Raw genomic sequence first — 23,751 nt, 5'->3', positions numbered from 1 at the left:
CCCCCGCCCCAGCGCGCCGATCGGGCCAGAGACAACCGATATCGGGACGACCACCCCCGCCGCCTAGACCAGGTCACCGGGAAGTCAGGCCACATCAACTTGTGCCAATGCCGCTCGCGGGGCGCGGACTTAGGGTCAGTATCGGGCTATGACCGAACCGGCCACCGGGCAGATGCATGTTCTTATTTCGAAGGCGCGGAGATGACCACCATCAACGAAGCCCGCGTATTGGCGGCCCTGCTCGCTGGCCGAACACCGCTGAGTCTGCCGGGCTTGGCGTCTGTGACCCACCTCGAGGTGAAGATGATCCGCAAATCCCTCGCCTCGCTTACCAGTTCAGGCCTTGTCGAGCAGACCGGCACCGAACCGGAGCAGACCTGGAAGCTGACCACCCTCGCGCGCCGTTTGCTCGAAACAGCGATCGGCCGAGCAGCGCTGGACGTGCCAGCTATGGAACGCCACGTCACTGTCGGGATGACGATTGAAGAATTCAGTGGCGGCGGCCCGGGGGCGGGGTCGTGAGTGCTGGTGAAGTTGGGCAGGTCTGTGGAGAGGGGCACAACCGGGCCGGGAGAAGGCGGTGGGTTTGGTGGCGGTCGACAACAAGGCGTTGATCACGGCGTTGTCCCGGTTCGCGTGGATGCTGCCTACCGAATACGACGTAGCTACGGCGTTGGACGAGCTGGTCGAGGGTGTCACCGAGGTCCTCGGCTTGACCGGGGCGGGAGTGACGTTGGAGTCGGAAGGCATGTTGCGGTTCATGACCGCCCACAGCGAACGCATCGCCACCGTCGAGCGCATGCAGGAGATCGCCCAGCAAGGTCCGTGCGTGCAGGCACACACCACCGGCGACGTCGTCGCGGTGGCGGACCTGCGTGAGTGTCTCGACCAGTGGCCGCAGTACGCGCAGGTCGCGTTGCAACACCGGATCCGTGCGGTCGCCGGGATCCCGATGCGCCTGGGCGACAACAAAATCGGCACCATCGACCTCTACAATGAAGCCGAACGCTGCTGGTCGGGCGAAGATCTCGAGATCGACCGTGTCGCCGCGGACCGGCCCTACTACTCGGGCGAGCACCCCAAGCACTGCAAGCACGGGATGAATCTGCAGGTCATCGTAACCCCGGACGGGGAGATCGTGTGGGTATCGGGTGCCTTGCCCGGCAGCGTTCATGATGCGAAGGCTGCATGGATCTGGCGAGTCACCCGCGAACTGGCTACTGATGGATGGATCATGCTGGGCGACAAGGGATGTCGAGGTGTGGATCCACTGGTGACACCGGGAAAGGACCGCAACAAGCCCGAACCGCAGAAGCAGTTCAACCTCGATCATGCCCGGCTACGCGGCTCAGGCGAACGCGCCAACGCCCAGCTCGAGACCTGGAAAATCCTGCAAGAACTACGTTGCTGCCCGCACAAGGCCAGCAACCGCGCGCACGCGATCCACGCCCTTCAAGAACGCAAGCTCAGTCCGCATGGCGCGGAAATCAGAAATATTTCGCGGGTTCACTTGTGGCTGCACTGGACTCGGCACGTCGCAGCAAGTATTGATATCCGGCGTCGAGTTGCGTCGAATTCCAGACCTGTTCTTGTTTGAATCTGGTTTCCGCCTCGCGGGACCAAATGTTCGGTCCACCGGCTGCCTGGGCCAATAGTTGTGTGCGGCAGGCGCGTTCGAGCAGGACTGCGTACATGACCGCGGTGGCGGGATCGGGCCCGACGGTGATTGCGCCGTGGTTGGGCAACAGCACGGCGTTGGCTTCGCCCAGTCGTTCGGCTACCGCGTGGCCGAGTTCTCGATTCGCGATCAGTGTGCCGGTTTGTGTGAACCGGGGTAACTGGGGGTATGTGAACGGGACCGCGTCGTGGGAGATGGCACGCAGCTCACAGTCGAGTGAGGCGAAGGCGCTCAGCGCCGGCGCGTGGGTATGCACGACGCTTGTCACCTCGGGCCGGAGCGCCATGATCTCGGTATGGATTGGGAATTCGAGGTGGCGTCGGCCGTTACCTTCGACTACGGTCCCGTCCGGGCCGACGAGGACGACCTTTGTGTGGTCGATTTCTTCGAATCCCCACCCGGAGGCTTTCATCCACACCCCACGGCCATCGGTGTCGCGTACCGACGCGTGTCCCCAGACCATGTCTCCCAGGCCGGCCGCGGCCAGCGCCCGACTGGCCTGGACGACCGAAACCAACTCTGGGCGCATCATCACTGTCGTCCGCCGGCGCTCACCGTGTGCGGTGTGGCGTGGTCGAGGACAAGGACTTCGGTGGCTTCCGGTGCGAGTCTTCGCAGCAGCCCGTGGTGCATTTGCTGGTGGGCGGGTGCGAGTCCGGCTTGATGGATCGGTATGGCGATCCGAGGTGCCGCGGCTCGCAGGTAGTCGATCGCTTCGGCGATCTTCATCCACGGCCCGCCTGCCGGTACCAGCACGGTGTCGGCTGCGCGGGGCGGGAGATCGAAGGAGTCGCCGGGGTGGAAAACCGTGTCGGCGATGAGGTATCCGATGTTTTCCGAACCGGGGAGATCGGGATGGATGCACGCGTGCGCACCGCCGGTGACGATGATCTCGACCTCTCGCACAGTCACGGTCGCACCGGGGTCGACCACATGGCCCGAGGTCCCCCGCTCGGCCAGCGTCGCCTCGGCGGCCCGGCCGTGCAGCAGTTGCGCGTTCGGATTGTGCTCGACCAGTGCGGTGACGCCGTCGACATCGAGGTGATCGGGATGGGCGTGGGTGATGAGGATGGCGTCGAGGTCGCGCAGGTCCGCATAGTCGGTGGAGTAGGTACCCGGATCGATCAGCAGGCGGGTAGGCCGATCCTGCGACGGGATTTCGAGCAGCACGCAAGCGTGCCCGTAGTGGGTGATGATCATGACAGCGTCCTTCCTGGGATAGCTTGTGGCTCAGCCGGTTACGGGTTGACCACAGTCATCCACATGGGTTCGTCGCGGCGCTGCATCGCATCGATGGCTGCGACCACCTCGGCGAGCGCGAATCGCTGAGTTATCAGTTCCTCGACGCGCAGGGCGCCCTCGCCGAGCAGAGCGAGGACCTCGCGGGCGTCGGTGCGGGTGCAGGAGCGGGTGCCGACGTAACGCCAGCAGTTGATCATGAGTGCCGCGGGCGGGAACGGCAGCGGTGTCCGGTTGGCGCCCATGTGCACCAGCGTTCCGCCGGTGGCCAACCCGGCCATGGCCTGTCCGGTCGCGGGGCCGTCGGGGATGAAGTCGATTACCGCGTCGGCTCCGTCGGGGGCCAGTGCGCGAAGTCGTGCGGTGAGCCCGTCAGTTGTTGCCCAGTCGCTGTCGAGTTCATCGATCGCGACGATGTCGGTGGCTACCCCGCCGGCCAGAGCTCGGACGGCTTCGAGGCGATCGGCGTTGCGGCCGACGAGGATGAGCCGCGAGATGCCGTGCTGCTCAGCGAGTTTGATGGTGGCGGTACCCATGGTTCCGGTGGCGGCGGTGACGATCACCGTCGCCCCGAGCGGCAGGTCGGCGCATTTGAGGGCGCGGACGGCATTGGCGAGATCGTGAACCTTGGCGGCGACATCGAAGCCCACATTGTCGGGCAGTTTGTCGATCAGCCAGTGCGGGACCCGGATGTATTCGGCCAACGCTCCGTCGTGGTAGCGGTCGTAGAGCGGCATCGGCGCCCGGCTGAAGGCGGCGTGGCCGATCATGGCCTGCTGGGCACACATCATGTCGCGGTCGGTGCGGCAGTAGCCACAGTCGCGACAGTTGAGATTCGGGTGGACTCGAACCCGTTCTCCCACAGTGATTCCGGAAACTTGGGAGCCGAGGGCGGCGATCGTACCGGCGGCCTCATGTCCCAGGGTCGTGGGGAGATGTTTGAAGGCACCGCTTGCCAGCAACCGCATCATTCCGGGTGCGAGTCCTGCCGAGGCGATCTTGACGACGACGTCGAGAGGCCCGGGGGTCGGTACTGGGATCTGCTCCAGGACAACAGAATCAGAGCCGCGGTGGGCGCGGGCAGCGAGCATGACAGTCATCGATCGGCCTTTGCGCACGCGGCGGCGAGCCGCTCGGGTGAATAGGGGTCAGCGGTTCGGGTGGTGTCGGCGACTTGGGGCAGCTCGCGGTGTGACAGCAGCGTGATGTATTGGCCGGGTTCGTCGTTCACGCTGGTGTAGGCCACGCCCAGCGGAATGTGGACGAAGTCACCGGGTTCGAGAGCAACGATGCCGCGCTGGGAGATCAGCGTGCGGGTGCCGCTGACCTGGTAGTGGACGGTATCGCCGTCCAGCAGGCGGCGATAGCGACGGGACACTTGCGCGGCGGGGTCGTGGTGGATGCCGAGGCGGAATTGGTCGGTGGCATATAGCCAGGTGGTCGCGTTGCCGGAAGTGCCGCGCAGTACTTGTATGCGCTCCTTTTCGTTGTGCACCTGGTCGAGCAGCAGCTGTTCGTCGGTGGGAAACACCGCGATGTCGTGGCCGCGGGCCCCCATACACTGGGTGACCGCTTCGTTGATCCCGCCGGGCTGCCAGCCGTCGAAAGGTGGTGAAAGCGGCTGGGATTCGCCGACGCCCGGCCCGACCTCGGCGACCGGTGCGGGAACATAGAACAGCAGATGGCTTTCCTTGCGGCCGTAGTTGTCGTGGGCGACTCCGCGCGGGATGCGGGAGAATTCGCCCGGCCGATGTTCGACGACGCCGAGTTCGGTCATCAGTGTGCGTTCGCCGGCGATCTGGTAGGAGATTTCGTCGACGTCGCAGTTGCGGTGGTAGAACGGCTGCCGATTGTCCATGGTTTGCCATTCGACGCGGATTTGATCGCTTTCGTAGATCCCGCGCGGCGGGGCGAACGGTTGGGCGCGGTACCGCTGAGGGAAATGCACCACGTTCAGCGGCGGCTGGTCGCGCCACAGCTTGATCGGGGCCTTTGCGGGATGCGGCGGCGCGAGCAGTTGATCCTCGTCGCGGGCGATGCTCCGCAACGCAGTGGCGGCTGCCATGACCACGACGTCCTCGATGACTTTCATGGCCACCTCCTTCTCTGGTGAATACGGTCGGCGCTGTGGCTGCGAATCAGGGGGTGGGCAACGCGGAGTAGTAGCGCTGAGCCCCGGGATGGAGCGGGATCGGAGCGCGGCCCATGGTGACCGGATCCAGTGGATAGGTGATCGGGCTGCGGGACGGCGGGATGTGCCGGTACTGCTGCTCGATGAGGTGGCGGGTTTCGCCCAGAATCCACGCGATCGCGTAGGCCACGTCCTCTTCCAGCTCGGTGGTGGTGAGCACGAGGAAGTCGGAGAAGTCGAGAGTGCGGAAGGCATCGCGCCCGGGAAAGTAGTTGTCGGCGACGGTCGCAGCGGGCCACCCGAAGTCGGTATCGAGCTGCTCGAGCACCTCGGGTTCGACTTCGAGGAAGTGGAAGTCTCCGCCGAACTGCTGCCAGTGCGGCAGCATGACCGCTTCGTGGACGATCGCGGTGGCTCGCCCAGCCAGGACATGGTCGAATGATTCGAACGGGCGCTCGTCCTCGAGGAATCGCCCACCCCATCCGAAGATGTCGATCTGGGCGCGTTCGAGCAGCGCGTGCGCGGCCAGCCCGACGTGGTTGATGCCGTCGTTGATCGACGTCGCCAGGGTCAGCGCGGGTTTGGCCGCTCGCAGCTCGGCGAATGTAGTTACCTCCAGCGCACGGTGCACCGCCATCACCAGCCGGTCCCGCTGCGGCACGACACCCAATGCCCGCAGGTGCGGGAACGACTCGTCCTGGTAGACGCCACGACCGTCGAGGGCGGCGACCGTGAACGCGGCCGGGGTGGTCAGGGCGACGTCGACCTCGCCGTGCCCGACGGCGCGGACGGCGTCGGCGAAGCCGCGGCTGTTCCAGATCGCGACGCGGGTGTCCGGGCCCGCGCGATCGGTGAGTTCCTGAGAGATCCAGCCGCAGACACGGTGCAGGTTGGCCGTTCCCCAGTCACCGCGCAGGTGCAGGGTAAGGGAGCGGGCGATGGCCGGTTCTTCGGGCCTGGGGGCGTTCATGCGCGGCTCTCGGTGGTGCGGACGGTGTTTCGGATGATGCCGACACCGTCGATTTCGACGCTGATGGTGTCGCCCTCGGCGAGGAACAGTTGCGGGTCGCGCCGGTAGCCGACGCCGCCGGGGGTGCCGGTGAGGATGAGGTCGCCGGGTGCCAGGGCGGTGAAGGTGGAGATGGTCGCGATGAGACGCGGGATCGAGAAGATCAGCATCGACAGGTCCGACTCCTGGACCTTCGCGCCGTTGAGAACGGTCCGGATACCGGCCTGGGCGATATCGACCCTGTCGGGCGGGACGAGATAGGGACCGACCGGAGTACTTGCGTCCCAGGCTTTGCCCTGCATCCACTGGTGTGTCTTGTACTGGTAATCGCGCATCGTGACATCGTTTGCCACGCTATAGCCAAGGACGTGATCGGTGGCATTTTCCTCCGGAATCCGACGTCCGGGACGACCGATGACCACCGCCAGCTCGCCTTCGTAGTCGACCTGCGCCGACTCCGGTGGCAGGACGATATCGTCGAAGCCGCCCAGCAGACTGTCCGCGAATTTGGGAAACAGCACCGGGTAGGTCGGCAGTTCACGGCGGGATTCGGTGACGTGCTCGCGGTAGTTGAGGCCCACGCAGAACACCTTGCCGGGCCGCGGGACGACGGGCAGGATCCGCACCTCGGCGGCCGAAACCGCCTGCGCGGTCTCGCGCACCGCATCACGTAGCAGTTCAGGAGTGGTATCGGCGCCGAGCTCGGTCACACCCGCCAGCGGAACCAGCGATGAACCGCGCAGTTCGCCGACGCGCCGCCGGCCGTCGTGTTCGTAGGTGGCCTATGTCATGGGTTCACATTCCTTCGCTGGTCTTGCGCCAGGCGGCGAGCTGGCCACCCCACAGGTTCACGGTGTTGGGGATCGGCTGCCACCGGCGCGGCACGTACGTGGCGCGGTCGTCGTGGAATTTCTCCATTTCCGCCGATAGTTCGATGTGGTTGCCGGCGGGGTCGTCGAAGAAGACGAACAGGTTGTTGCCCGGACCGTGCCGGCCGGGTCCCCAGGTGACGTCGACGGTTTCGTCGGTGAGCCGGTCACACCACGCTTTGAAGTCCTCCCACTGCGACAGGTCATAGGAGTAGTGGTCGATATCGCCGCCCCGCCCGATGTCGACCACCGCCAGCGTGTGGTGGTCCCGGTCGCTGCGCAGCCACGCGAATCGGCCGTCGGCCAATTGGTCGGAGATCCGGAACCCGATCTGGTCGACGAAAAAGGCGACCATGGCCGCGACGTTGTCGGTGCCGAGTGTGATGTGCTGGTACTTGATCGGGCGCCGTCCGGTGTCCGCGGTGGTTTCGCCGTGTCGCTGCACCACGGTGTGGAAATGGACCGGCGTGCCGTGCGGGTCGGCAGCCGCGATGCCGTGCGGGGTTCCGGCGGCGGCGTCGATGTAGTCCGCGTCGAGCGGTTCGACGGTGTGCCCGGCGGCAGTCAGGCGGGCGGCTATGCCCTCGACCCCGTCGCGGTCACGGACTTCGAATCCATAGTGGCGCAGCGCCTTCGGGCCTTCAACCAGTTCGATGACATGGTGGCCGCCGCCCCAGCCCAAGCGCACTCGCCCGTCGGAGAATTCCCGCTGGACGACAAGGCCGAGGACCCGGCTGTAGAACTGGACGGTGGCGGCGAGATCGGGAACGGAAAACCCGATGTGCGAGACCGCGGTCCGGGTCAATGTTCCCGCTGCGGCTCTCTCTTCGAGGACGACGCGATGCGGCTTATCCATGGGTCAGGGCCCTTTCTGGCGAGGTGATCGACGCGGTTCCGGCAGGAGTCCAGGACCGGACCTGCTCGACGAGGTCGGCGGAATCGGCGGGTGACCAGGCGGCGGCCACCACACGATCGGGACGGATCAGGGCGAAACGCCCTGTGTAGTGGACGAATTCGCGCACGAGCGCGCCGTCGACGTCGATGACGACCCGGTGATCGGCGCGCGGCATGTGCTCGGTAGTCGATACCTGGATCGGGGCAGCGTCGAGTTGTTCCAGGATCGAGGCGACCTCTGTCCAATCGGTCTGGTCGACGTCGATTCCCAGCAGCGCCCAGCCGTTGCCCAAAACATCGTCGAACCGGCACAGACGGTGGGTAACCGCGTCGAAGACCAGCGGTTGTCCGATCGGGATCCCGACCAGTTCGGGTCGGTCGCCGGCGGCAAGCAGGCCGGTCTCGTATCGGGTGGGCGGACGGTAGCGCATCTCCTCGAGGAACGCGCGGCCTCGCACGGTGGCCAGGGTGCGTTCGATGTGCTGATCGCGGCGGCGAGCGAACCGCGGTGAGGTCGTCATCACCACGCGTCCCAGCCGTTCCGAGAGCCGGACGGTGGCCAGCGCGTGGGGATATCGTTCCTGCTGGTAGGTGGCCAGGATCGACGGGTCCAGCCGTCCGGCGAGCACATCGGTGATTTTCCAGGCCAGGTTGGCGGCATCACGCAGGCCCGAGTTCAGTCCCTGGCCGGCGAACGGCGGCATCATGTGCGCGGCATCGCCGAGCAGAAACGATCGTCCGATCATCCATTGGTCGGCGACAACGGCGTTGAACCGGTAGTTGATCGCGCGTTCGACCTGGTGCGGGCTGATCGGCCGGTAGGGCGCCACCAGTCGCTCGATCAAGGCGAAATCGGGTTTCTCCTCGGGAGTGCCCTCGCCGTCGAAGAGCCGGAATTCGTAACGACAACGACCGTTCAGACCCGGCACGATCACATGCGGGCGGACGGGGTCGCCGTGATGCATCGCGAATCGTTGCGTGTGCGGATCCTCGAGGGTGTCGACCACCAGCCAGACATCCGGGTAGCTGCGGCCGGTCATGTCGATGTGCTGCAGCAGCCGGGTCGCCGAACGGCCGCCGTCGCAGCCCAGCACGTACCGGGCGTGCACCACCGATCGACCGGTGGCGGTCACCGCGTGGACGCTCACCTGGTCGGGATGCTGGTCGAATCCGACGACACGGGTGCCGTAGCGCATCTCGACATTGCCGGTGTCAGCCAGTGCGTCCGCCAGCGCGCGTTCGAGATCCGGTTGCGCGAAGGGGTTTTTGAACGGATAGCCCAGCCGGAACGGACGCGGCCCCCGGGCATGGAACAACTCCTTGCCGTGCCGGCTGTAATAGCGTGTTCCGGTGCCCGGCACCACCACCGGCATAACCCGGTCGACAATGCCCGCGGCCTGGTAGACGCGCAGCGATTCATCGTCGATGCTGATTGCTTTGGGTTCGTCACTGGTGCCAGCATTCTGTTCCAGCACAACGACATCGACACCTCGCGCCGCGAGCAACGCGGCCGCCGTCAGACCGACCGGCCCAGCACCGCACACCACGACATCGGCTGTGCTTGTCGGCACCTTCGCCGCCATTTGCCCACCTGCTTCCTGTCTTCGACCGCGGTAGGCACACGGTAAATCGGCGGTCCTGCATTTCGAAAGATGCGTCCTGATTTACAGGACACTCACTGGTGGATATCGTGAGCCGCATGGCAACCAAGGAAGACCCGCCCCGCACCTACCGTGAACGCAACTCCACCGCGGACCGCGCCCTGGACATCCTGCTGCTGTTCAGCGCCGACAAACCAGTCTGGTCGGGGCTCGAGATATCGGCGCGTCTGGGCGTCGCGCGCTCGACCACCTATCGCTACCTGCAGAGCCTCACCGGCTCGGGATTCATCGAGGAAGCGGCGGGCGGATTCCGGCTCGGGCCCCGGATCTTTCAACTTGCACGCCTCGCACGTGCCGGTCTCGGCCTGTCCGAAGTCGCGCTACCCGCCATGCGAGCACTCGCAGCACAGGTGAACGAGACGGTCCTGCTGACCCGGCGGTCGGGTCGCTCGGTGGTTTGCCTGGATCTGGTCGAGGCACAGCACACCGTGCGGCTGTCCTACGAACGCGGGCACGTCCTGCCGATCAACGCCGGCGCGGCTGCGGAGGTCTTGCTCGCGTGGGCCGATCCGGGCGAGGTCACCGCCATTCTCGAACAGGGACCGCTCGAACGCTTCACCGCGAAAACGTTGACCGACCCCGAAGCGCTGCGTATCCGGCTGGCGCACATCAGGAAACGCGGCGCCGCCTTGTCCCAGGGAGAATTGGATGATCACATCCTCGGTGTCGCCGCGCCGATTCGCGACGCCTCCGGAGCGGTGTGCGCCGCGATCAGCATCGCCGCCCTCGCATCCCGGGTTCCCCGTTCGGAACTGAAGAACATCGAGGGGCAGGTGAAAGCCGCAGCCGCCACCGTGTCGCGGCACCTCGAGATGCGTGACGCCTGAAGGCATTCCGCGCGGCCCTGGCCGTGGTCGGCGAGGCCATCGGCGCCTACACGTCAGGGACCCACCTTCGCATCTTCGGTTGTTCGGCTCGATCTGAATGAGCTGATTAACCGAGTCAAGTCCTGGTTTCCAGGACAGCACTGTTGCGATCCAGGACACATTTCTACTATCGCTGTGATCCAGAGCTCAGTTATCACGGAGGTAGGTTTCAGATGCGGATCGCAAATTCCAACAGCCGGGCGACTTTGATCCTCGGCCCCTCGGGCGCCGAACGCCTTCTCGATATCGCGACCGCTTCCGCTGGGCGCTTCGGCCCCGAATTGCCCTCCCTGTACCAAGATTGGGCCGCATTCACCGCTTGGGCGTCCGAGCACCGACCGCACACCGAAAATGCCCGAACCGCCACACTCGACAGGGCAGTACTCGGTGCGCCCTCCCCCATGCCGCGCCAGGTTTTCGCCGTCGGGTTGAACTACCGAGCCCACGCCAGCGAATCCGGTTTCGACGCACCCACCGATCTGCCGCCGATATTCACGAAGTACGTCTCGAGTTTCACGGGTCCGGACACCGAGGTGGCGCTGCCCGACGGCGGCAACGTCGACTGGGAAATCGAACTCGTGGTCATCATCGGAAAAGCCGGCTTCGAGATCGACGTTTCGAATGCCTGGGACCATGTCGCAGGGTTGACTGCGGGACAGGACATTTCCGAGCGCGTCTCTCAGCTGCGCGGCCCCGCACCGCAATTCGGTCTCGGTAAATCTTTTCCAGGATTCTCCCCGCAGGGCCCGTGGCTGGTGACACCGGACGAGTTCGACAACCCCGACGACCTCGAGTTGGGGTGCGCTCTCGACGGCGAAGAACTACAGAAGGGCCGCACCGGCGAGCTCATCTTCAGCGTGCCGGCCTTGATCGCCGCACTGTCACGCACGGTGACCCTCTACCCCGGCGATGTCATCTTCACCGGCACGCCCGCCGGGGTCGGCGTCGGACGGGACCCACAACGTTTTGTCCAACCCGATCAGCGTCTGGACAGCTGGGTCGAAGGCATCGGTCAGTTGCACCAGCACTTCCGGGCCGCAACGGACAGGAAGTAGATGAGTCATGGGACTACATGGACTCGCTTCGGTCTCGGTGGGCGTCCCGAATGTCACCGAAACCATTGCCTACTACACCGAATTCGGTCTCGAGCATCGCGGTAAGGGTATCTTCGCGACCCGCGACGGGGGCGAACAACTACGCATCGCACACGCCCCGACCCGGCGATTGCTCGAATTGTCCATCGGCGCAGACGACCTCGATGATATAGCCGCCACTGCGGCACGACTGGCCGCACACGACCTCGAGCATCAATTCACCGCCGACTCGGTGCGCGCGATCGAGCCGGTCACCGGCACGCTGGTCGCCGTCACCGTTCGACCGCGAATCGCCATCGACCCACCCGTCCTCGCGACGCCCTACAACGGGCCCGACCGCATCGACCGGTGGGGACGCGCGCCGTTCATCGCCCGCACCGAGCCGGTACGCCCGCGAAAACTCGGTCATGTCGTCATCGGCAGTACCGACCTGCACACCACTCGTCAGTTCTTCACCGAAGGCCTCGGTTTCAAGATCAGCGACTATATGGGTGACAAGGCTGCCTTCCTGCGCTGTTCGGTCGAACACCACAACGTGCTGGTCATGGCGGCCCCGGTCAACTTCATGCACCACACCAGCTGGCAGGTCGACGACATCGACGAAGTCGGGCGCGCAGCCCACTCCATGCTCGAAGGCCACCCCGAACGCCACACCTGGGGACTTGGCCGCCATTTCGCCGGCGCCAACTTCTTCTGGTACCTCAAGGATCCGGCCGGCAACTTCTCCGAGTACTACTCCGACATGGACACCATCCCCGAGGACGAGCTGTGGTCGCCCCAGGTACTCGAGGGACTGCAAGGCCTCTACGCGTGGGGACCGCCACCACCGGCATCGTTCCTCGAACCAGACGACCTGGCCGCGCTGATGACCGGCGCGCATTCCACCAAGGGCTGAACAGCCCAGCCACGTCGAGCGATTCGGCAGCGGCTGAACGGTTTCCGGCACAGCAGCGGGTCCCGCTGCGCAGCCACAGTTAGAGAAAGAAAACACATGAGGAAAGTCATCACAGCATCGGCGCTGCTGGTCACAGCGTTGGGTATCACGGCGGGCACCGTTTCGGCAGCCCCCGCCGAACAGGACATCCACTACACGGCCACCGCGACGGAGAAAACAGCCATCATCTCCACCGACGCCGGATCACTCGTTGTCGAGGACGGCGCTCTGAAAGTCAAGTCACCGCGCGGTGCAATGCTCGGCGGCACCGAATTGTCCTTCCGCGTCGACGATTTCGTTTTCCCGATCGCCGCGGAAGTTGCCGGCCGCACCGCAACGCTGAGTCCACAGTTCGATATCGCACATGCCACCTATAGCCCGGTTGCCTTGCCCTATGAGGACCAGGCGCCTTGGAAGACTCCCTACGACCGTGAACAAGCGGCGTGGGCACGCATGACCCAGACCATTTCCATGGGGGCCACGATCGGCACCCTGGTCGGTGGCCTGGGCGGAGCCGCGGTGGGTTGTGTGCTCGGTGGCATCGCCGGCGCCACGATCGCCTCAGCCGCGATCATCGGCCTGTTCGGGGCATTCATTCCGGCTGCGGCGATCGGCTGCCTCGGCGGCATCGCCGCCGTCGGCTTCCTGGGCACTGTAGTGGGCCAGCTGTTGGTCACTGCGCCGGTGGCCCTCATGGCCGCCGTCCAGTACTTCACGACCATCAACTCCCCGATGCCGAATCAACAGCCCAAGTGAAACAGGCTTCCCGGGCGGCGTGGTCCTCCAACCGCTCGGGAAGCCCCCGCCCAGGAGCGTCCGATGAGCAACCCGATCAACCACGTCCCCGTCCTCGTCATCGGAGGCGGACCAGTAGGGCTGGCCACCGCTATGGAGCTGGCACACCACGGTGTCACCGTGCAGGTGGTCGAGCCCCGGGCAACGGTCTCTCCGTTGCGTCCCCGCGCGAAAACGACGTCCGCGCGAACAATGGAGCTGTTCCGGCGATGGGGCCTATCGAACATCATCCGGGCCAGAGCGGCGCTGCCTGTCACCTGGTCAGCCGAAGCGGTCTTCACCACCAGCCTGCTGGGACGCGAAATCACCCGATTCCACAATTGTTTCGGCCTGAACCTCACCGGCGAGGACCTCGCAGCCGAAGCAGGCCAACAGATACCGCAACCGGCCATCGAGGAGATCCTGCGGGATGCCATCGAATCCACACCACACGCGTCATTGCTCACCGGATGGACTCTGACCGACCTGTGCCAGGACAACGACCAAGTCACCGCGCGGATCGAAAATCGCGACGGCACAACCAGAATGCTGCACGCCGACTTCATTGTCGGTGCCGACGGCGCCTGGAGCAAGGTGCGTGAAGCCATCGGCGCGCGATACGAAGGCAGCGCCGACGAACGACCGAACTTCAACATCGTCTTCCGTGCCCCAGCGCTCGCGGACAGGGTTCCCCACGGCCCCGCCGTGCACTACTGGGTCCTGCACCCACGTCGGCCAGGATTGATCGGCCGACTCGACCTCGACGACATGTGGTGGTGCATCGCCCAGGGCGTGTCCGAGGAGCAGGGCAATGCCGACCCCTTGGGCATCGTGCGCCAGTTGGTAGGCGCCGATATCGAGGCCGACATCCTCGCGACCGACCCCTGGAAAGCCAAACTGTTGCTGGCCGATCACTACCGGGCCGGGCGAGTCTTCCTCGCCGGTGACGCCGCGCATCTGAATCCGCCGTGGGGCGGCCACGGATTCAACACCGGCATCGGTGACGCGGTGAACCTGGGCTGGAAACTGGCTGCGGTCGTCAATGGCTGGGCCCCGGACGGGCTGCTGGACAGCTATGAAGCCGAACGCAAACCGATTGCGGCGCAAACCATCGCCGCGGCGGCCCGCAACATGGCCACCCTCGCCCCTGAACTCAGCGACGAACGTTTGGTCGGAACACGCGCGGAGTTCGACGTGATCCGACCGGTGGTCGCCCGCGCGGTCCAGCACACCAAGCACAGCGAATTCCACAGCCTGGACCTGGTATTGGGCTACACCTACCAGGGTTCACCGGTGGTGTCCGATAAAGCAGGCGGCCGCCTTGCCCACAGCTGGCTCGGCCCTGGCGACTCACTCTATGACCACCTCGGCCCCGAATTCACCCTCGTCGGCGACCTCGGCGATCCCCTCGTCACCGAATTCGAGGACGCCGCACGCACCGAAGCCGTGCCACTGACCTTGCTCGACCACCCCGCCACCTCGCTCACGCTGGTGCGCCCTGATCAACACATCGCCTGGACGGCCGGAGAACCCGGCGGCCCACGCGAGACCCTGCGGCGCGCAATCGGACACCACAACTAGAGAGCCTTAGACCAGCCGTACCCGTCGGTGCTGCCGGACCCCCGCGTCAAAGGAGACGACCATGGCCACCATCACGACAACCCCGAACAGGCACCGCACCGGAGTACTCCTACTCGCATGTCTGGTCCTGTTCGTCGACGGCTACGACCTGTTCACGTTGGGCACCATCGGCCCCAGTCTGCTGCGCGACCGCTCCTGGGGAGCATCGGTGACAACATTGGGCACACTCGGTAGCCTCACAGCGCTGGGTATGCCGGTGGGTTCGATCCTGGCCGGATGGGCCGCTGACCGCTGGAGCCGCAGAATCCCACTGGTCGTTGCCGTGTGCTGGATCTCAGCGTCGATGCTGGCCGCCGCAGCCGCACAGGACTTGACCCAACTCGGCGCCGCACGGGTCGGCACCGGAATCGGAGTCGGTGCGCTTGCCCCCTTGGTCGCGGCGTTGGTCTCCGACCACGCCCCACGCAACCGCCGAACCCTGCATCTGGCCGTCGCCATGGGATCCATCGGAATCGGCGGCACCGCATCAGCACTGCTGGGACGAGTTCTCCTGTCCGAGGTCCACTTCCAGACTCTGTTTCTCATCGGCGCATTTCCGGTGGTCTTGGTGCCATTGATCCTCTGGATCGTTCCCTCCACCACCCCCCACTCCGGTCACACCCAGCGGAACCGGCACGTCGCAGAATTGTTCACGCCCAGCACCCGTATCGCCACAGTGTTGTTCTGGATCGCGACCTTCGCCAGCATGTCATTGGTATACAGCACCACCGCATGGCTGCCGACGGTCATGATGCGCAACGGGTACAGCCTCAACTCCTCGCTGGAATTCATGATCGCCTTTACCGCGGGAGCTGCCTGCGGCGGAGTACTCATGGCGATCCTGGCCGACCGCGGGCATCTGAAAATTGTGACCGCCGTAACCTTCTCACTCGCCGCCATTGCCCTGCTGGTGCTGAGCACCAATCAGCCTCGCCCTCTGCTCTTGGCCATCTCCGCACTGGCTGGCCTGGGATCCCTCGGCTGCCAGAACCTGGTCATCGCCTACATCAGCGCCTACTATCCGCCCCGGCTACGCGCCACCGCACTCGGATTCGGCCTGGGCGTCGGCCGCCTCGGTGCCATCGCCGGGCCGTCCTACCTATCGGCCGCCACCGCATTCTTCACCTCGCCCCGCGCCGGCTTCTTCGCTTTCATGGCCCCCGCGCTGCTCGGCGCCATCACCGTCACACTGCTTCCCGCCCCCGACACCCACGCCGTCTCCGATCCTGAGGCCGCCGCTCCGCTACCGCTCGAACAGAACACGAATCGGTAATCGCAAATCGCTTGGTGATAGGCCCTTCCCAAAGTTGGGAAGGGCCTATCGCGAGGTGAGATCAACGGGAGGGCTGCAGGACCACCCTGCCGACAAGGTCCATGCCGGTCTCCAGCAAGGCGTGCGCCGACTGGGCGTCCGATAGCGGGAACCGGGCGGCAATACGGATGCCGATCTGCCCCCGCGCGAGCAGGTCTAGAACAGCGACGGCGTCGTGGTGGCGGGCACCACGCACTCCGACGACCTCCATTTCCCAGCGGGTGAAGTCATTCATGGTCAACGGGATCAGGCCCCCGCCGCGCTGGTTGCCGGCGGCGGGACAGAGCTTGCCGCCCAAGCGCAGGGAATCGACACCGAGCCGCAAAAGATCAGGGTTGCCGGTGTAGTCGACGGCGTGGTCGACTCCGTCGCCGCCGGTCCATTCACGCAACTGCTCGCGAGCAGCATCGCCCTCGGTACTGACGACGACCAAGTCGGCTCCTGTCTGCCGCAGCAGGTCGGCTTTCTGTTCGTGGCGAGTGGTCACCGCGACGCGGGCCCCGGCCAGCCGTGCCAATTGCACTGTGGCTTCGCCCATTCCCCCTGAGGCTCCGCAGATGAGCACGGTCTGCCCCAACCCGATCTGCAGTCGATCGCGCACGATTCGGTGTGCAGTGCCATAGGGCCAGAGGATGACGGCGGCTTGTTCGAGATCGACGTGGTCGGGTAGCGGCAGCCACATCTGCTCGTCTCGGACAAGGTATTGAGCGTAGGACCCCAGCGCGGCGTGGCCGGGGATATCGATACCGGTGGACAAATTGCCCAACCCTCGGTGGGTTTCCAGGGAGCTGGGGTTCTCCGGGTGCACCACGGCGACAACGGACTGTCCTGGGGTGAAACACGTGACGTCGGCTCCGATGGCGACCACGGTGCCGGCGGCTTCACGACCGAGCTGCTGCGGCATCGGCAGCGGGCGCCGCCCCGGCAACGCCTTGCCCGACAACAGCCCGGAACGGTATTTCAGGTCCCACCCCGAGACCGAGGCCGTGTGCACGGCAACCAAGACGCTGCGGGGGCCCAGCGGTTCCAGCGGAAAGTCATCGTAGACCAGCTGTTCGGGGCCACCGTACTCGAAGACGCGAACAGCTTTGGTGGTGGTCGGCACAGGCGGGGGGTTATTCATGAAAGGTCCCAATCAGGTGAGGATGATGGCGGCTCAGGACTGGGCTTGCCCTCGCTGCTCACGAGCTCTGAGCAATTTGGTGACCGCGTCGACCGAGCGCACGGCCAGAGCAGCACCGGTCAGCGTCGGATTGCAGGCCATTGCGGTCGGGATGACGCCGTTGCCGCCGACGAACAGGTTCTCGAAGCCCCACACGCGCCCGTGGTCGTCGCAGACGCTGGTGCCGTCATCGACGGCACCCATCCGGACGCTGCCCTGGTAGTGCAGCGATGATCCCGCAGGAAGCAGGTCCGGAGTACGGGTCTGCTCGCCGAGTTCAGCTGCCAGAGCTTCCAGTTCGGTGGTCGCAGCGGCGACCCTCTCACGGTCGATGTCGGTGAGCTGATAGTCGATATGAATGCGGGGCATGCCCCATCGATCGCGGTCGCTGTCGTCGAACCAGACGCGGTCCTCGGGTTGGATGTCTTTGGGCAAGAACCATCCGAGCCCGACCATGGGCCGGGGGTCGGGTTTGTCGCCCACGTGGATCGCGATCGGTGAGGCATCCAGTTGCATCACCTGTCCGTGGAACGGGTGTACGTCGTCGGTGTAGGGCACCCAGCACACACCGGTCAATGTGTCGCGCGGGTCGTTGGCCTTTGCGCCACGGTCGGTTTCGGCGGGCAGGTCCAGGCGTGCCCCGACGACGACTTGGGGTTGGTCGTTGAGGTAGCGGCCCAGCGCGGGTGGGCGGATACCCGAGTTCCACAGCAACTGTGGCGATCGCAACGCATCGCAAGTGACCGCCACAACGTCGGCATGGATGTGGAACACCGCACCGGTGTTCACCTCGACGATCTCCGCGCCGCGCACGCGGTTACCGACCCAAAGCAGTTTGCGGGCAAGCGATCCCGGCCGGATGGTCAACCGCTCGTCGGAGGCGCCAAGAATTGTGTCGATTCCGGTCCAGCGCGGCAGCGCCCCCGCCTCGTAGCCAGGCGCGCATGCCAATGGCATCGGCCCCGCGGCCCGGCCGTCGGCCATCCGTTGGCCATAACGGCGTGCAAGGGTTGCCAGCACAGTCGTGCTGGCCGACGTCGGGGGGAACGCGGCGGTAGTGACGTTTAGCAGGGCCTCGGCGGTGTCGATAGCTGCCTGCATTTCCTCGTCAGCAATGAACGGGATCCGTTCACTGCCGCCGGGTCGGGGGCAGGCGCAGGTCCAATGTGCGCCCATGCCACCGACATTGGTCGAATAGGCGGCGGCAGGCATACCGTTTTGCCCATCGGAGCTGCCGTCGTCGGCGGCGACGAGAGTGGTGCCCGGCCGCGCGTGCAAGGGTCGGGCACCCATCGGGCGGAAGCCCTCGGACTGTTCGCCGCTGACCCGGTCCTGGGCAGCGCGGCGCTGATCGAGAGGCAGGTTGCGGATGTTCTCCCCGGGCGGTTCGGTCAGCGCCGGCCCTGCCTCGACCACGACGACTCGGGCTTGCGGCACTGTATCGAGAGTGCGGCGTGCGAACGTCGCTCCGGCAGGGCCACTTCCGATTACCAGGAGTTCGACCTGGACCGGGTCGGTGGAGTTCATGCCGCCGCCAGCCTGGCCAGGATGCGTTCGCTCAGCTGGTGCTGGGCGGCGACCATCTCGAACGGATCATCGGTGTCGTTCCAGTGCCAGCCCTCCCATTCGGTCGAGATGTAGCGGTCGTAGCCGGCGGCGACGAGATCGCGGAGCAGGATCTCGTGCGGGATCGAGGGCTCGTTCCCGTCGGCGTCGATGTCGTAGAACTTGCCGTGAACGTGCACGACCCAAGGCATGATCTCGCGCCAGTCCTCGGGGTTCATGTGCCCGAACAAACCAACGGAGTTGGTTCCGATGCGGACCGAGATGTCGTCACCGCCGAACATGTCGTTGATTTCGCGCATCCGCTGGAACCGGGCGCCCTGTTCGGCATCGTCACGAATCAGTGGTTCCCGGTGGAAGGCATTCCACTGGTCGCGAAATGCGTCGAGCAGCTGGATCGAAACACCTTTGGTGGCATAGGTTTCGAGCAGACTGGGCGGCAGCTGGGTGAGCGAGGCACCCCAATCCGGGATGAACCCCAGGCGTGGGGAGCTCAGCTTTTCGAAGCGTTCCAGCAATGCCTGCATCTTGGGATGGTGCACACCGTGCGGACTGTGGATTTCCATACCAAGGGTCAGATTCAGTCGCTCGGCGTGCGGGAGCAGGCGCTCCATCAGGTCAGCGGTCACCGAGTGCTGGACCCGGACCGTCGGGAAGCCGAGACTGTGCGCGGCCTCGAGCTGAGCGCGCATGTACTCGACCAGCTCATCTTCGGTCAGCAACCGGTCCTGGCGCAGCCCGGCGTCGGCGTTGGCTCCCAGACACGACAATTCGAGCCCGGAGTCCTCGACGAGACGCCGGAAATGCGCCGCGAATCCGTCCGGAAGTACCGGGAAGTTCTTGATGCTCTGAAATCCGACAACCTCGAGCCCGGGGCCGAGGTTGCGTTCACCTGCGACGCGAATGAGGTCTTCGAAGCTGTATCGGCGGGCGTGGAAGCAGGGAGTAAAGCTGTAGAGGGTCACGCCGAGTCTGGGCAGGCTCATTCTCTGATCTCTTTCTCGGGCATGGTCTTGACGAAGCGCTCGGTCATCACCAGAGGACGTCCGGCCACGGGCAGGTACGGAATGCGTACTCCGAGAGTCACTTCGAGCTCGTGGGTTTGTTTGCGCCCGACCGGGTCGGAGGTGACGCGCACTATCGCGTCGTCAAGCACATACCAGACGTCGTCCCAGTCCAGGGCGGCCTCGGCAAGGGTGCGTTCGCGGCTGTTGATCTCGATGGTGATGGAGTCGGGTTCGGCCCGCACCCCGTCGAGGCTGACTTCGAGTTCTTCGATGGCGCTGACCGGCAGAGCGCGATACCAGGGCAGTCGCACCGATAGCTGATATCCGCGGGGTGTGATGACCAGGGAATCCTCAGCGATGATCCGTTCACGGAACAACGTCGCCTCCTTGCCGACTCGCATTCGTCAAGGCGGCACCGCCGAGATAGCTGGACACGATCACATCGCGGTCGGCCAGCAGATCGGCGGCGTTGCCGTGGCGCTCGAGGCTTCCGTGGGCGACGATGTAGCCGCGATCGGCGATCTCCAGCGCCTGTTGCACTTGCTGTTCGACGAGCAGCACCCCAGCGGCGGTGTCGTCGGCGTACCGGCGGACAACCGGCATGAGGCGTTCGACGATGACCGGCGCCAGGCCCTTACTCAGTTCGTCGACCATCAGGACTTTGGGGTGGCGCGCCAGTGCCCGGCCCAGCCCGACCATCTGCTGTTCACCGCCCGAGAGCAACCCGACTCGGCGCGAACGCAGCGGGGTGAGTTCGGGGAAGTACTCGTAGGCGGCGTCGACATCGAGTCGTTCGCCCTTGGCGCGCAGCCGGAAATGCTCCTCCACGGTGAGGCTATAGAAGATTCCGCGCCGGTCGGACATGTGCACCAGACCCGCGCGCGCGATTTCCTGCGGTCGCATCTTGGCGAGGTCAGTGCCTGCGAGGGTGATTTCGCCCGACAGCGGTGTGAGCGTTCGCGAGACCGCTCGCAGGATGGTCGTCTTGCCGGCGCCGTTGGGGCCGAGCAACGCGACAACCTCGCCGCGCCCGACGGTCAGGTCGATCTCACGGACCACGGCGGCACCGAAGTAGCCAGCTGACAATCCGCGGATGTCCAGCAGCGCCGTGGTGGTAGGGGTGGCGGTCATTGCCGGCCTCCGGCAGCAGTGGTGGTGGTTTCGGTGGCGGTACGACCCAAGTAGGCATTGATCACGTCTTGGTTCTGGCGGATCTCAGCCGGTGTGCCGACCGCCAGGACGGCGCCGAAGTCCAGCACCACGATCCGATCGCAGACCGAAAGCACCAGGCTCATGTCGTGGTCGACGAGCAGCATGCCTTTTCCTGAGTCGACGATCGAACGCAATCGTTGACCGAGGATCTTGCTTTCGTTGGTGTCGAGCCCGGCGGCGGGCTCGTCGAGTAGCAGAATGGGTGGATCTCCGGCGAGCGCGCGGGCGACGTCGACGAGTTTGCGTTGCCCGGCCGATAGTCCATCGGCGCGGCGGGATAGCAGGTGCTCGATTCCCAGCATCCTCGGGATGTGCTGGGAGGAAGCCTGTTCGGAGGACCGTCCGCGCAAAACCTCGATCGCGGTGTGCCATAGACCGGGCCGGTAGGCACCGACAGAGAGGTTTTCGGCGACGGTGAGGTCATCGAACAGGTCAGCCTGTTGCCAGGTACGCCCGAGACCGGCACGAGCGCGAGCGAAAGCTCGTTCGCCGGTCATCACGTGGTGATCGAGTGTGACTTGGCCTGCGGCGGAGGCAAAACCGCAAATGGCGTCGATACAGGTAGTTTTTCCTGCCCCGTTGGGACCGATCAGGCCGACGAGTTCGCCGGACACGACGGTGAAGCTGACGGCGTCGAGGGCGAGTACGCCGCCGTAACGGACGGTGAGTTCGGAGACTGTCAGGGTGGTCATCGTGCTCCTTCCGCGACTGCGGTGGTGAGCCCGGAGGTGCGGATTTCGTTGTCGGGCAGGGTTTGCTCAGGGTCGGGTTTGTCGCGTGCCATGGCGATACCGCTGGCATTCATAGCGATGGTGAGTACGAGGGATACACCCGCGAACAGCAACAGGTAATCCGAGGGCAGCCCGATGTAGTTCTCCATAATGGTGCTCGCGAGGCCACCGGCCATGAGCAGACTGGCGATGACGACACCCTTGATGGTGGTGATGCCGCCGATATAGGCGAGCGCGATCAGCACGAGGGTGTTGACGATGTTGAAGGTGGCCGGATCCACCGATCCGTAGTTGTAGGCGTAGAGGACACCGGCCACACCCATGATGAACGCGGAGATGACGAACGCGGTGACCTTTATACCGGGAACGGAGATGCCCACAGCCGCGGCAGCTCGCTCGCTGGAGCGAACCGCGAGCATCCGCTGCCCCAGACCGCTGCGACGCAGGTTGGCCACCGCTACGCACATGCTGACGGCCACAGCCAAGCAGACGATCCCGAAAAGCGGACTGGGCTGGTGCTCACCGTTGACCGGGAAGGATCCCGTGGGGCCGAAGTTGAGGCCGAAAATCGTCGGCGGACTCACAGGTGATCCGAGACCGCTAGCACCCCATGAGGGATTGTGGAAACCGAAGTTCTGCAAGGCGACTGCCGCCGCGAGCGTCAGTACGGCTAAGTGGACACCACGAACTCGGGTAGCCGGCAGGACATCGATGAATCCGAAGACGGTTGCGGCAGCGATCCCGGCGATCGGCCCCCACGGAAACCCGAGCCCGGCGTGGATCGCCAGTTTCGACACTACCAAGCCGGATAGACCCGCAAATGCGTACTGCGCCAACGACACCTGGCCGACGAAGCCGGTCAGCACCACCAGCGACAGGCAAGAGATCAACCCGATGAAGGTGATGATCAAACCTTGCCGCAGATCGAACGGCAGGACCACCAGAGCAACCACCGCGACCGTCGCCAGCACGACCGCCGGTTTCACGATCTTCTTCGGTGCCGGCGCGGGCGGCAGGCGCGGCTCGATGTAGCTACCTCTTTCCGGCAGGCTCCGCCCACGCCAGACCAGCGCTGCGGCGATGACGATGAAGAACGCCACGTCGGCGAGCCCGGGCATGGGCAGGCCAGCGGAAGTGGGAAACCACGGCAAGGTCTGCAGGTAGGTGACCACCGATTGCATTGCGCCCATAGCGATTCCGCCGGCCGCGGCCACGGTGAAAGAGGAGAACTTCGCAATCAGCGCCGCACCGAGGGCCGGCACCACCGAGAGGGTGAGCGTGGTCGGATCGAGCTGGGTCATCGGTGCCACCAGGATTCCGACCACACCTGCCAGACCACCAGCCGCGGTCGTGTTTATCAACGACAAGGTCCGCGGAGAGAGTCCCGCCATAACGGCTTCGGCCTCGTCTTCCTGGGCGGCGCGGGTAGCCAGTCCGAATCGGCTGTACCGATACACCGTGGCTAGCACGAGAGCCGAGACTATGACGAGCACCAAGGTTTCGAGCCGGATGATCGGCACCGTCCCACCAAAGACGGTCACGGTGCCCCCGGAGAGCACTGCGGGCGCCGTCTGGCCTTGGCCGCCGAACCGCAGCACGATCACCGCTTGGACCGTGAGCAGAATGCCCACGGTCGAGACCAGCTTCGCCAAGGGCGCTGCTTGCCGCAACGGCCGGAACACCAAGAGGTCGATGAAGACACCGAGCAGTGCGGATTCGACGGTCGCGATCAGGAAGGCCGGCGCGACAGCGATCGGCCCGCCCAAATCGGGATAGAAGAACGGCAACAACAAGTGCCCTTCCCGCAACGCGTAGAAGCTGTAGGCGCCCCACATCGCCATCGCACCGGCACTGACGTTGATCACGCCCGCACCGCGGTAAGTCAGGACCAGGCTCTGGGCCAGACCCGCGTACAGGGCACCGGGACCTACCCCCAAGAGAATGAACAGCAGTAACTGGTTCAACTTTGAACCTCACGATCTTTCCAGGGAACCG

Annotated in this window: 22 protein-coding genes and 2 pseudogenes; 9 read left to right on the top strand and 15 right to left on the bottom strand. The window is 65.1% G+C overall.

The genetic code is table 11. The features are described from left to right. Nucleotides 1–201: 201 nt before the first annotated feature. The 3 genes and pseudogenes from IBX22_RS37005 to IBX22_RS38110 form a co-directional block, all read left to right on the top strand. The gene (locus tag IBX22_RS37005; RefSeq protein WP_194820511.1) at nt 202–522 is read left to right on the top strand and encodes a hypothetical protein; all 321 of its coding nucleotides are present in this window, start codon (nt 202–204) and stop codon (nt 520–522) included. 118 nt (nt 523–640) lie between these two features. Next, nucleotides 641–1,042, top strand: a pseudogene (locus IBX22_RS38115) (GAF domain-containing protein); the annotation flags it as partial. Then, nucleotides 1,019–1,456, top strand: a pseudogene (locus IBX22_RS38110) (transposase family protein); the annotation flags it as partial. The pseudogenes IBX22_RS38115 and IBX22_RS38110, both read left to right, overlap by 24 nt. A gap of 31 nt (nt 1,457–1,487) precedes the next feature. Here the strand turns inward: IBX22_RS38110 and IBX22_RS36995 are convergent. From IBX22_RS36995 to IBX22_RS36960, 8 genes are all read right to left on the bottom strand, one after another. Then, nucleotides 1,488–2,210, bottom strand: coding sequence for a class II aldolase/adducin family protein (locus IBX22_RS36995; protein WP_228540218.1), 723 nt, complete (start codon nt 2,208–2,210; stop codon nt 1,488–1,490). Then, nucleotides 2,210–2,878, bottom strand: coding sequence for an MBL fold metallo-hydrolase (locus IBX22_RS36990; RefSeq protein WP_194820509.1), 669 nt, complete (start codon nt 2,876–2,878; stop codon nt 2,210–2,212). Before IBX22_RS36990 ends, IBX22_RS36995 begins: the two co-directional genes overlap by 1 nt. 38 nt (nt 2,879–2,916) lie before the next feature. Then, a complete protein-coding gene (locus tag IBX22_RS36985) occupies nt 2,917–4,017 on the bottom strand; it encodes an alcohol dehydrogenase catalytic domain-containing protein (protein WP_194820508.1) in 1,101 nt (366 codons plus the stop codon). Beyond that, nucleotides 4,014–5,009: a hypothetical protein gene (locus IBX22_RS36980; protein WP_194820507.1), complete on the bottom strand. Its 996-nt coding sequence runs from the start codon at nt 5,007–5,009 to the stop codon at nt 4,014–4,016. Before IBX22_RS36980 ends, IBX22_RS36985 begins: the two co-directional genes overlap by 4 nt. 46 nt (nt 5,010–5,055) lie before the next feature. Beyond that, entirely contained in the window at nt 5,056–6,018 is a 963-nt protein-coding gene (locus tag IBX22_RS36975) for a TAXI family TRAP transporter solute-binding subunit (RefSeq protein ID WP_194820506.1), read from the bottom strand. After that, nucleotides 6,015–6,767 (bottom strand): fumarylacetoacetate hydrolase family protein, encoded by a 753-nt coding sequence (locus tag IBX22_RS36970; protein ID WP_309234949.1) that lies wholly within the window; start codon nt 6,765–6,767, stop codon nt 6,015–6,017. Before IBX22_RS36970 ends, IBX22_RS36975 begins: the two co-directional genes overlap by 4 nt. An 85-nt stretch (nt 6,768–6,852) precedes the next feature. Further along, entirely contained in the window at nt 6,853–7,782 is a 930-nt protein-coding gene (locus IBX22_RS36965) for a VOC family protein (RefSeq protein WP_194820505.1), read from the bottom strand. After that, entirely contained in the window at nt 7,775–9,403 is a 1,629-nt protein-coding gene (locus tag IBX22_RS36960; protein WP_194820504.1) for a bifunctional 3-(3-hydroxy-phenyl)propionate/3-hydroxycinnamic acid hydroxylase, read from the bottom strand. Before IBX22_RS36960 ends, IBX22_RS36965 begins: the two co-directional genes overlap by 8 nt. Nucleotides 9,404–9,519: 116 nt before the next feature. Between IBX22_RS36960 and IBX22_RS36955 the strand changes: the two genes are divergently transcribed. From IBX22_RS36955 to IBX22_RS36930, 6 genes are all read left to right on the top strand, one after another. Then, nucleotides 9,520–10,308 carry an IclR family transcriptional regulator gene (locus IBX22_RS36955; RefSeq protein WP_194820503.1) on the top strand — a complete coding sequence of 263 codons (789 nt, stop codon included), beginning with the start codon at nt 9,520–9,522 and terminating at the stop codon, nt 10,306–10,308. Nucleotides 10,309–10,520: 212 nt separating this feature from the next. Continuing rightward, nucleotides 10,521–11,402 carry a fumarylacetoacetate hydrolase family protein gene (locus tag IBX22_RS36950; RefSeq protein WP_194820502.1) on the top strand — a complete coding sequence of 294 codons (882 nt, stop codon included), beginning with the start codon at nt 10,521–10,523 and terminating at the stop codon, nt 11,400–11,402. Between the two features lie 7 nt (nt 11,403–11,409). Continuing rightward, nucleotides 11,410–12,336 carry a VOC family protein gene (locus IBX22_RS36945; protein WP_194820501.1) on the top strand — a complete coding sequence of 309 codons (927 nt, stop codon included), beginning with the start codon at nt 11,410–11,412 and terminating at the stop codon, nt 12,334–12,336. Between the two features lie 96 nt (nt 12,337–12,432). Further along, nucleotides 12,433–13,131, top strand: a complete 699-nt coding sequence (locus IBX22_RS36940; RefSeq protein WP_194820500.1) for a hypothetical protein — start codon at nt 12,433–12,435, stop codon at nt 13,129–13,131. 63 nt (nt 13,132–13,194) lie between these two features. After that, nucleotides 13,195–14,730 (top strand): FAD-dependent oxidoreductase, encoded by a 1,536-nt coding sequence (locus tag IBX22_RS36935; protein WP_194820499.1) that lies wholly within the window; start codon nt 13,195–13,197, stop codon nt 14,728–14,730. 61 nt (nt 14,731–14,791) lie between these two features. Continuing rightward, on the top strand, nt 14,792–16,042 hold the full coding sequence (locus tag IBX22_RS36930) for an MFS transporter (protein WP_194820498.1): 1,251 nt from the start codon (nt 14,792–14,794) through the stop codon (nt 16,040–16,042). Nucleotides 16,043–16,103: 61 nt separating this feature from the next. On the opposite strand, the gene IBX22_RS36925 is transcribed toward IBX22_RS36930, so the two are convergent. The 7 genes from IBX22_RS36925 to IBX22_RS36895 are packed head-to-tail and all read right to left on the bottom strand — an operon-like array spanning nt 16,104 to nt 23,720. Beyond that, entirely contained in the window at nt 16,104–17,204 is a 1,101-nt protein-coding gene (locus IBX22_RS36925) for a zinc-binding alcohol dehydrogenase family protein (RefSeq protein WP_194820497.1), read from the bottom strand. 33 nt (nt 17,205–17,237) lie between these two features. Further along, nucleotides 17,238–18,770 (bottom strand): GMC oxidoreductase, encoded by a 1,533-nt coding sequence (locus IBX22_RS36920; protein WP_194820496.1) that lies wholly within the window; start codon nt 18,768–18,770, stop codon nt 17,238–17,240. Next, complete coding sequence (locus IBX22_RS36915; protein ID WP_194820495.1) at nt 18,767–19,792, bottom strand: sugar phosphate isomerase/epimerase; 1,026 nt, start codon at nt 19,790–19,792, stop codon at nt 18,767–18,769. Before IBX22_RS36915 ends, IBX22_RS36920 begins: the two co-directional genes overlap by 4 nt. Then, nucleotides 19,789–20,190: a DUF6379 domain-containing protein gene (locus tag IBX22_RS36910; protein WP_194820494.1), complete on the bottom strand. Its 402-nt coding sequence runs from the start codon at nt 20,188–20,190 to the stop codon at nt 19,789–19,791. Before IBX22_RS36910 ends, IBX22_RS36915 begins: the two co-directional genes overlap by 4 nt. After that, a complete protein-coding gene (locus tag IBX22_RS36905; RefSeq protein ID WP_194820493.1) occupies nt 20,180–20,944 on the bottom strand; it encodes an ABC transporter ATP-binding protein in 765 nt (254 codons plus the stop codon). Before IBX22_RS36905 ends, IBX22_RS36910 begins: the two co-directional genes overlap by 11 nt. Then, nucleotides 20,941–21,717: an ABC transporter ATP-binding protein gene (locus IBX22_RS36900; protein ID WP_194820492.1), complete on the bottom strand. Its 777-nt coding sequence runs from the start codon at nt 21,715–21,717 to the stop codon at nt 20,941–20,943. The genes IBX22_RS36905 and IBX22_RS36900 overlap by 4 nt, the downstream gene beginning before the upstream one ends. Then, nucleotides 21,714–23,720 (bottom strand): ABC transporter permease, encoded by a 2,007-nt coding sequence (locus tag IBX22_RS36895; protein ID WP_194820491.1) that lies wholly within the window; start codon nt 23,718–23,720, stop codon nt 21,714–21,716. The genes IBX22_RS36900 and IBX22_RS36895 overlap by 4 nt, the downstream gene beginning before the upstream one ends. Nucleotides 23,721–23,751: the final 31 nt, after the last annotated feature.

Source organism: Nocardia sp. XZ_19_385 (assembly GCF_015355755.1).
Taxonomy (GTDB): Bacteria; Actinomycetota; Actinomycetes; order Mycobacteriales; family Mycobacteriaceae; genus Nocardia.
The sequence above is the reverse complement of the archived record's forward strand: the minus strand, read 5'-3'. Positions and strand labels throughout refer to the sequence as shown.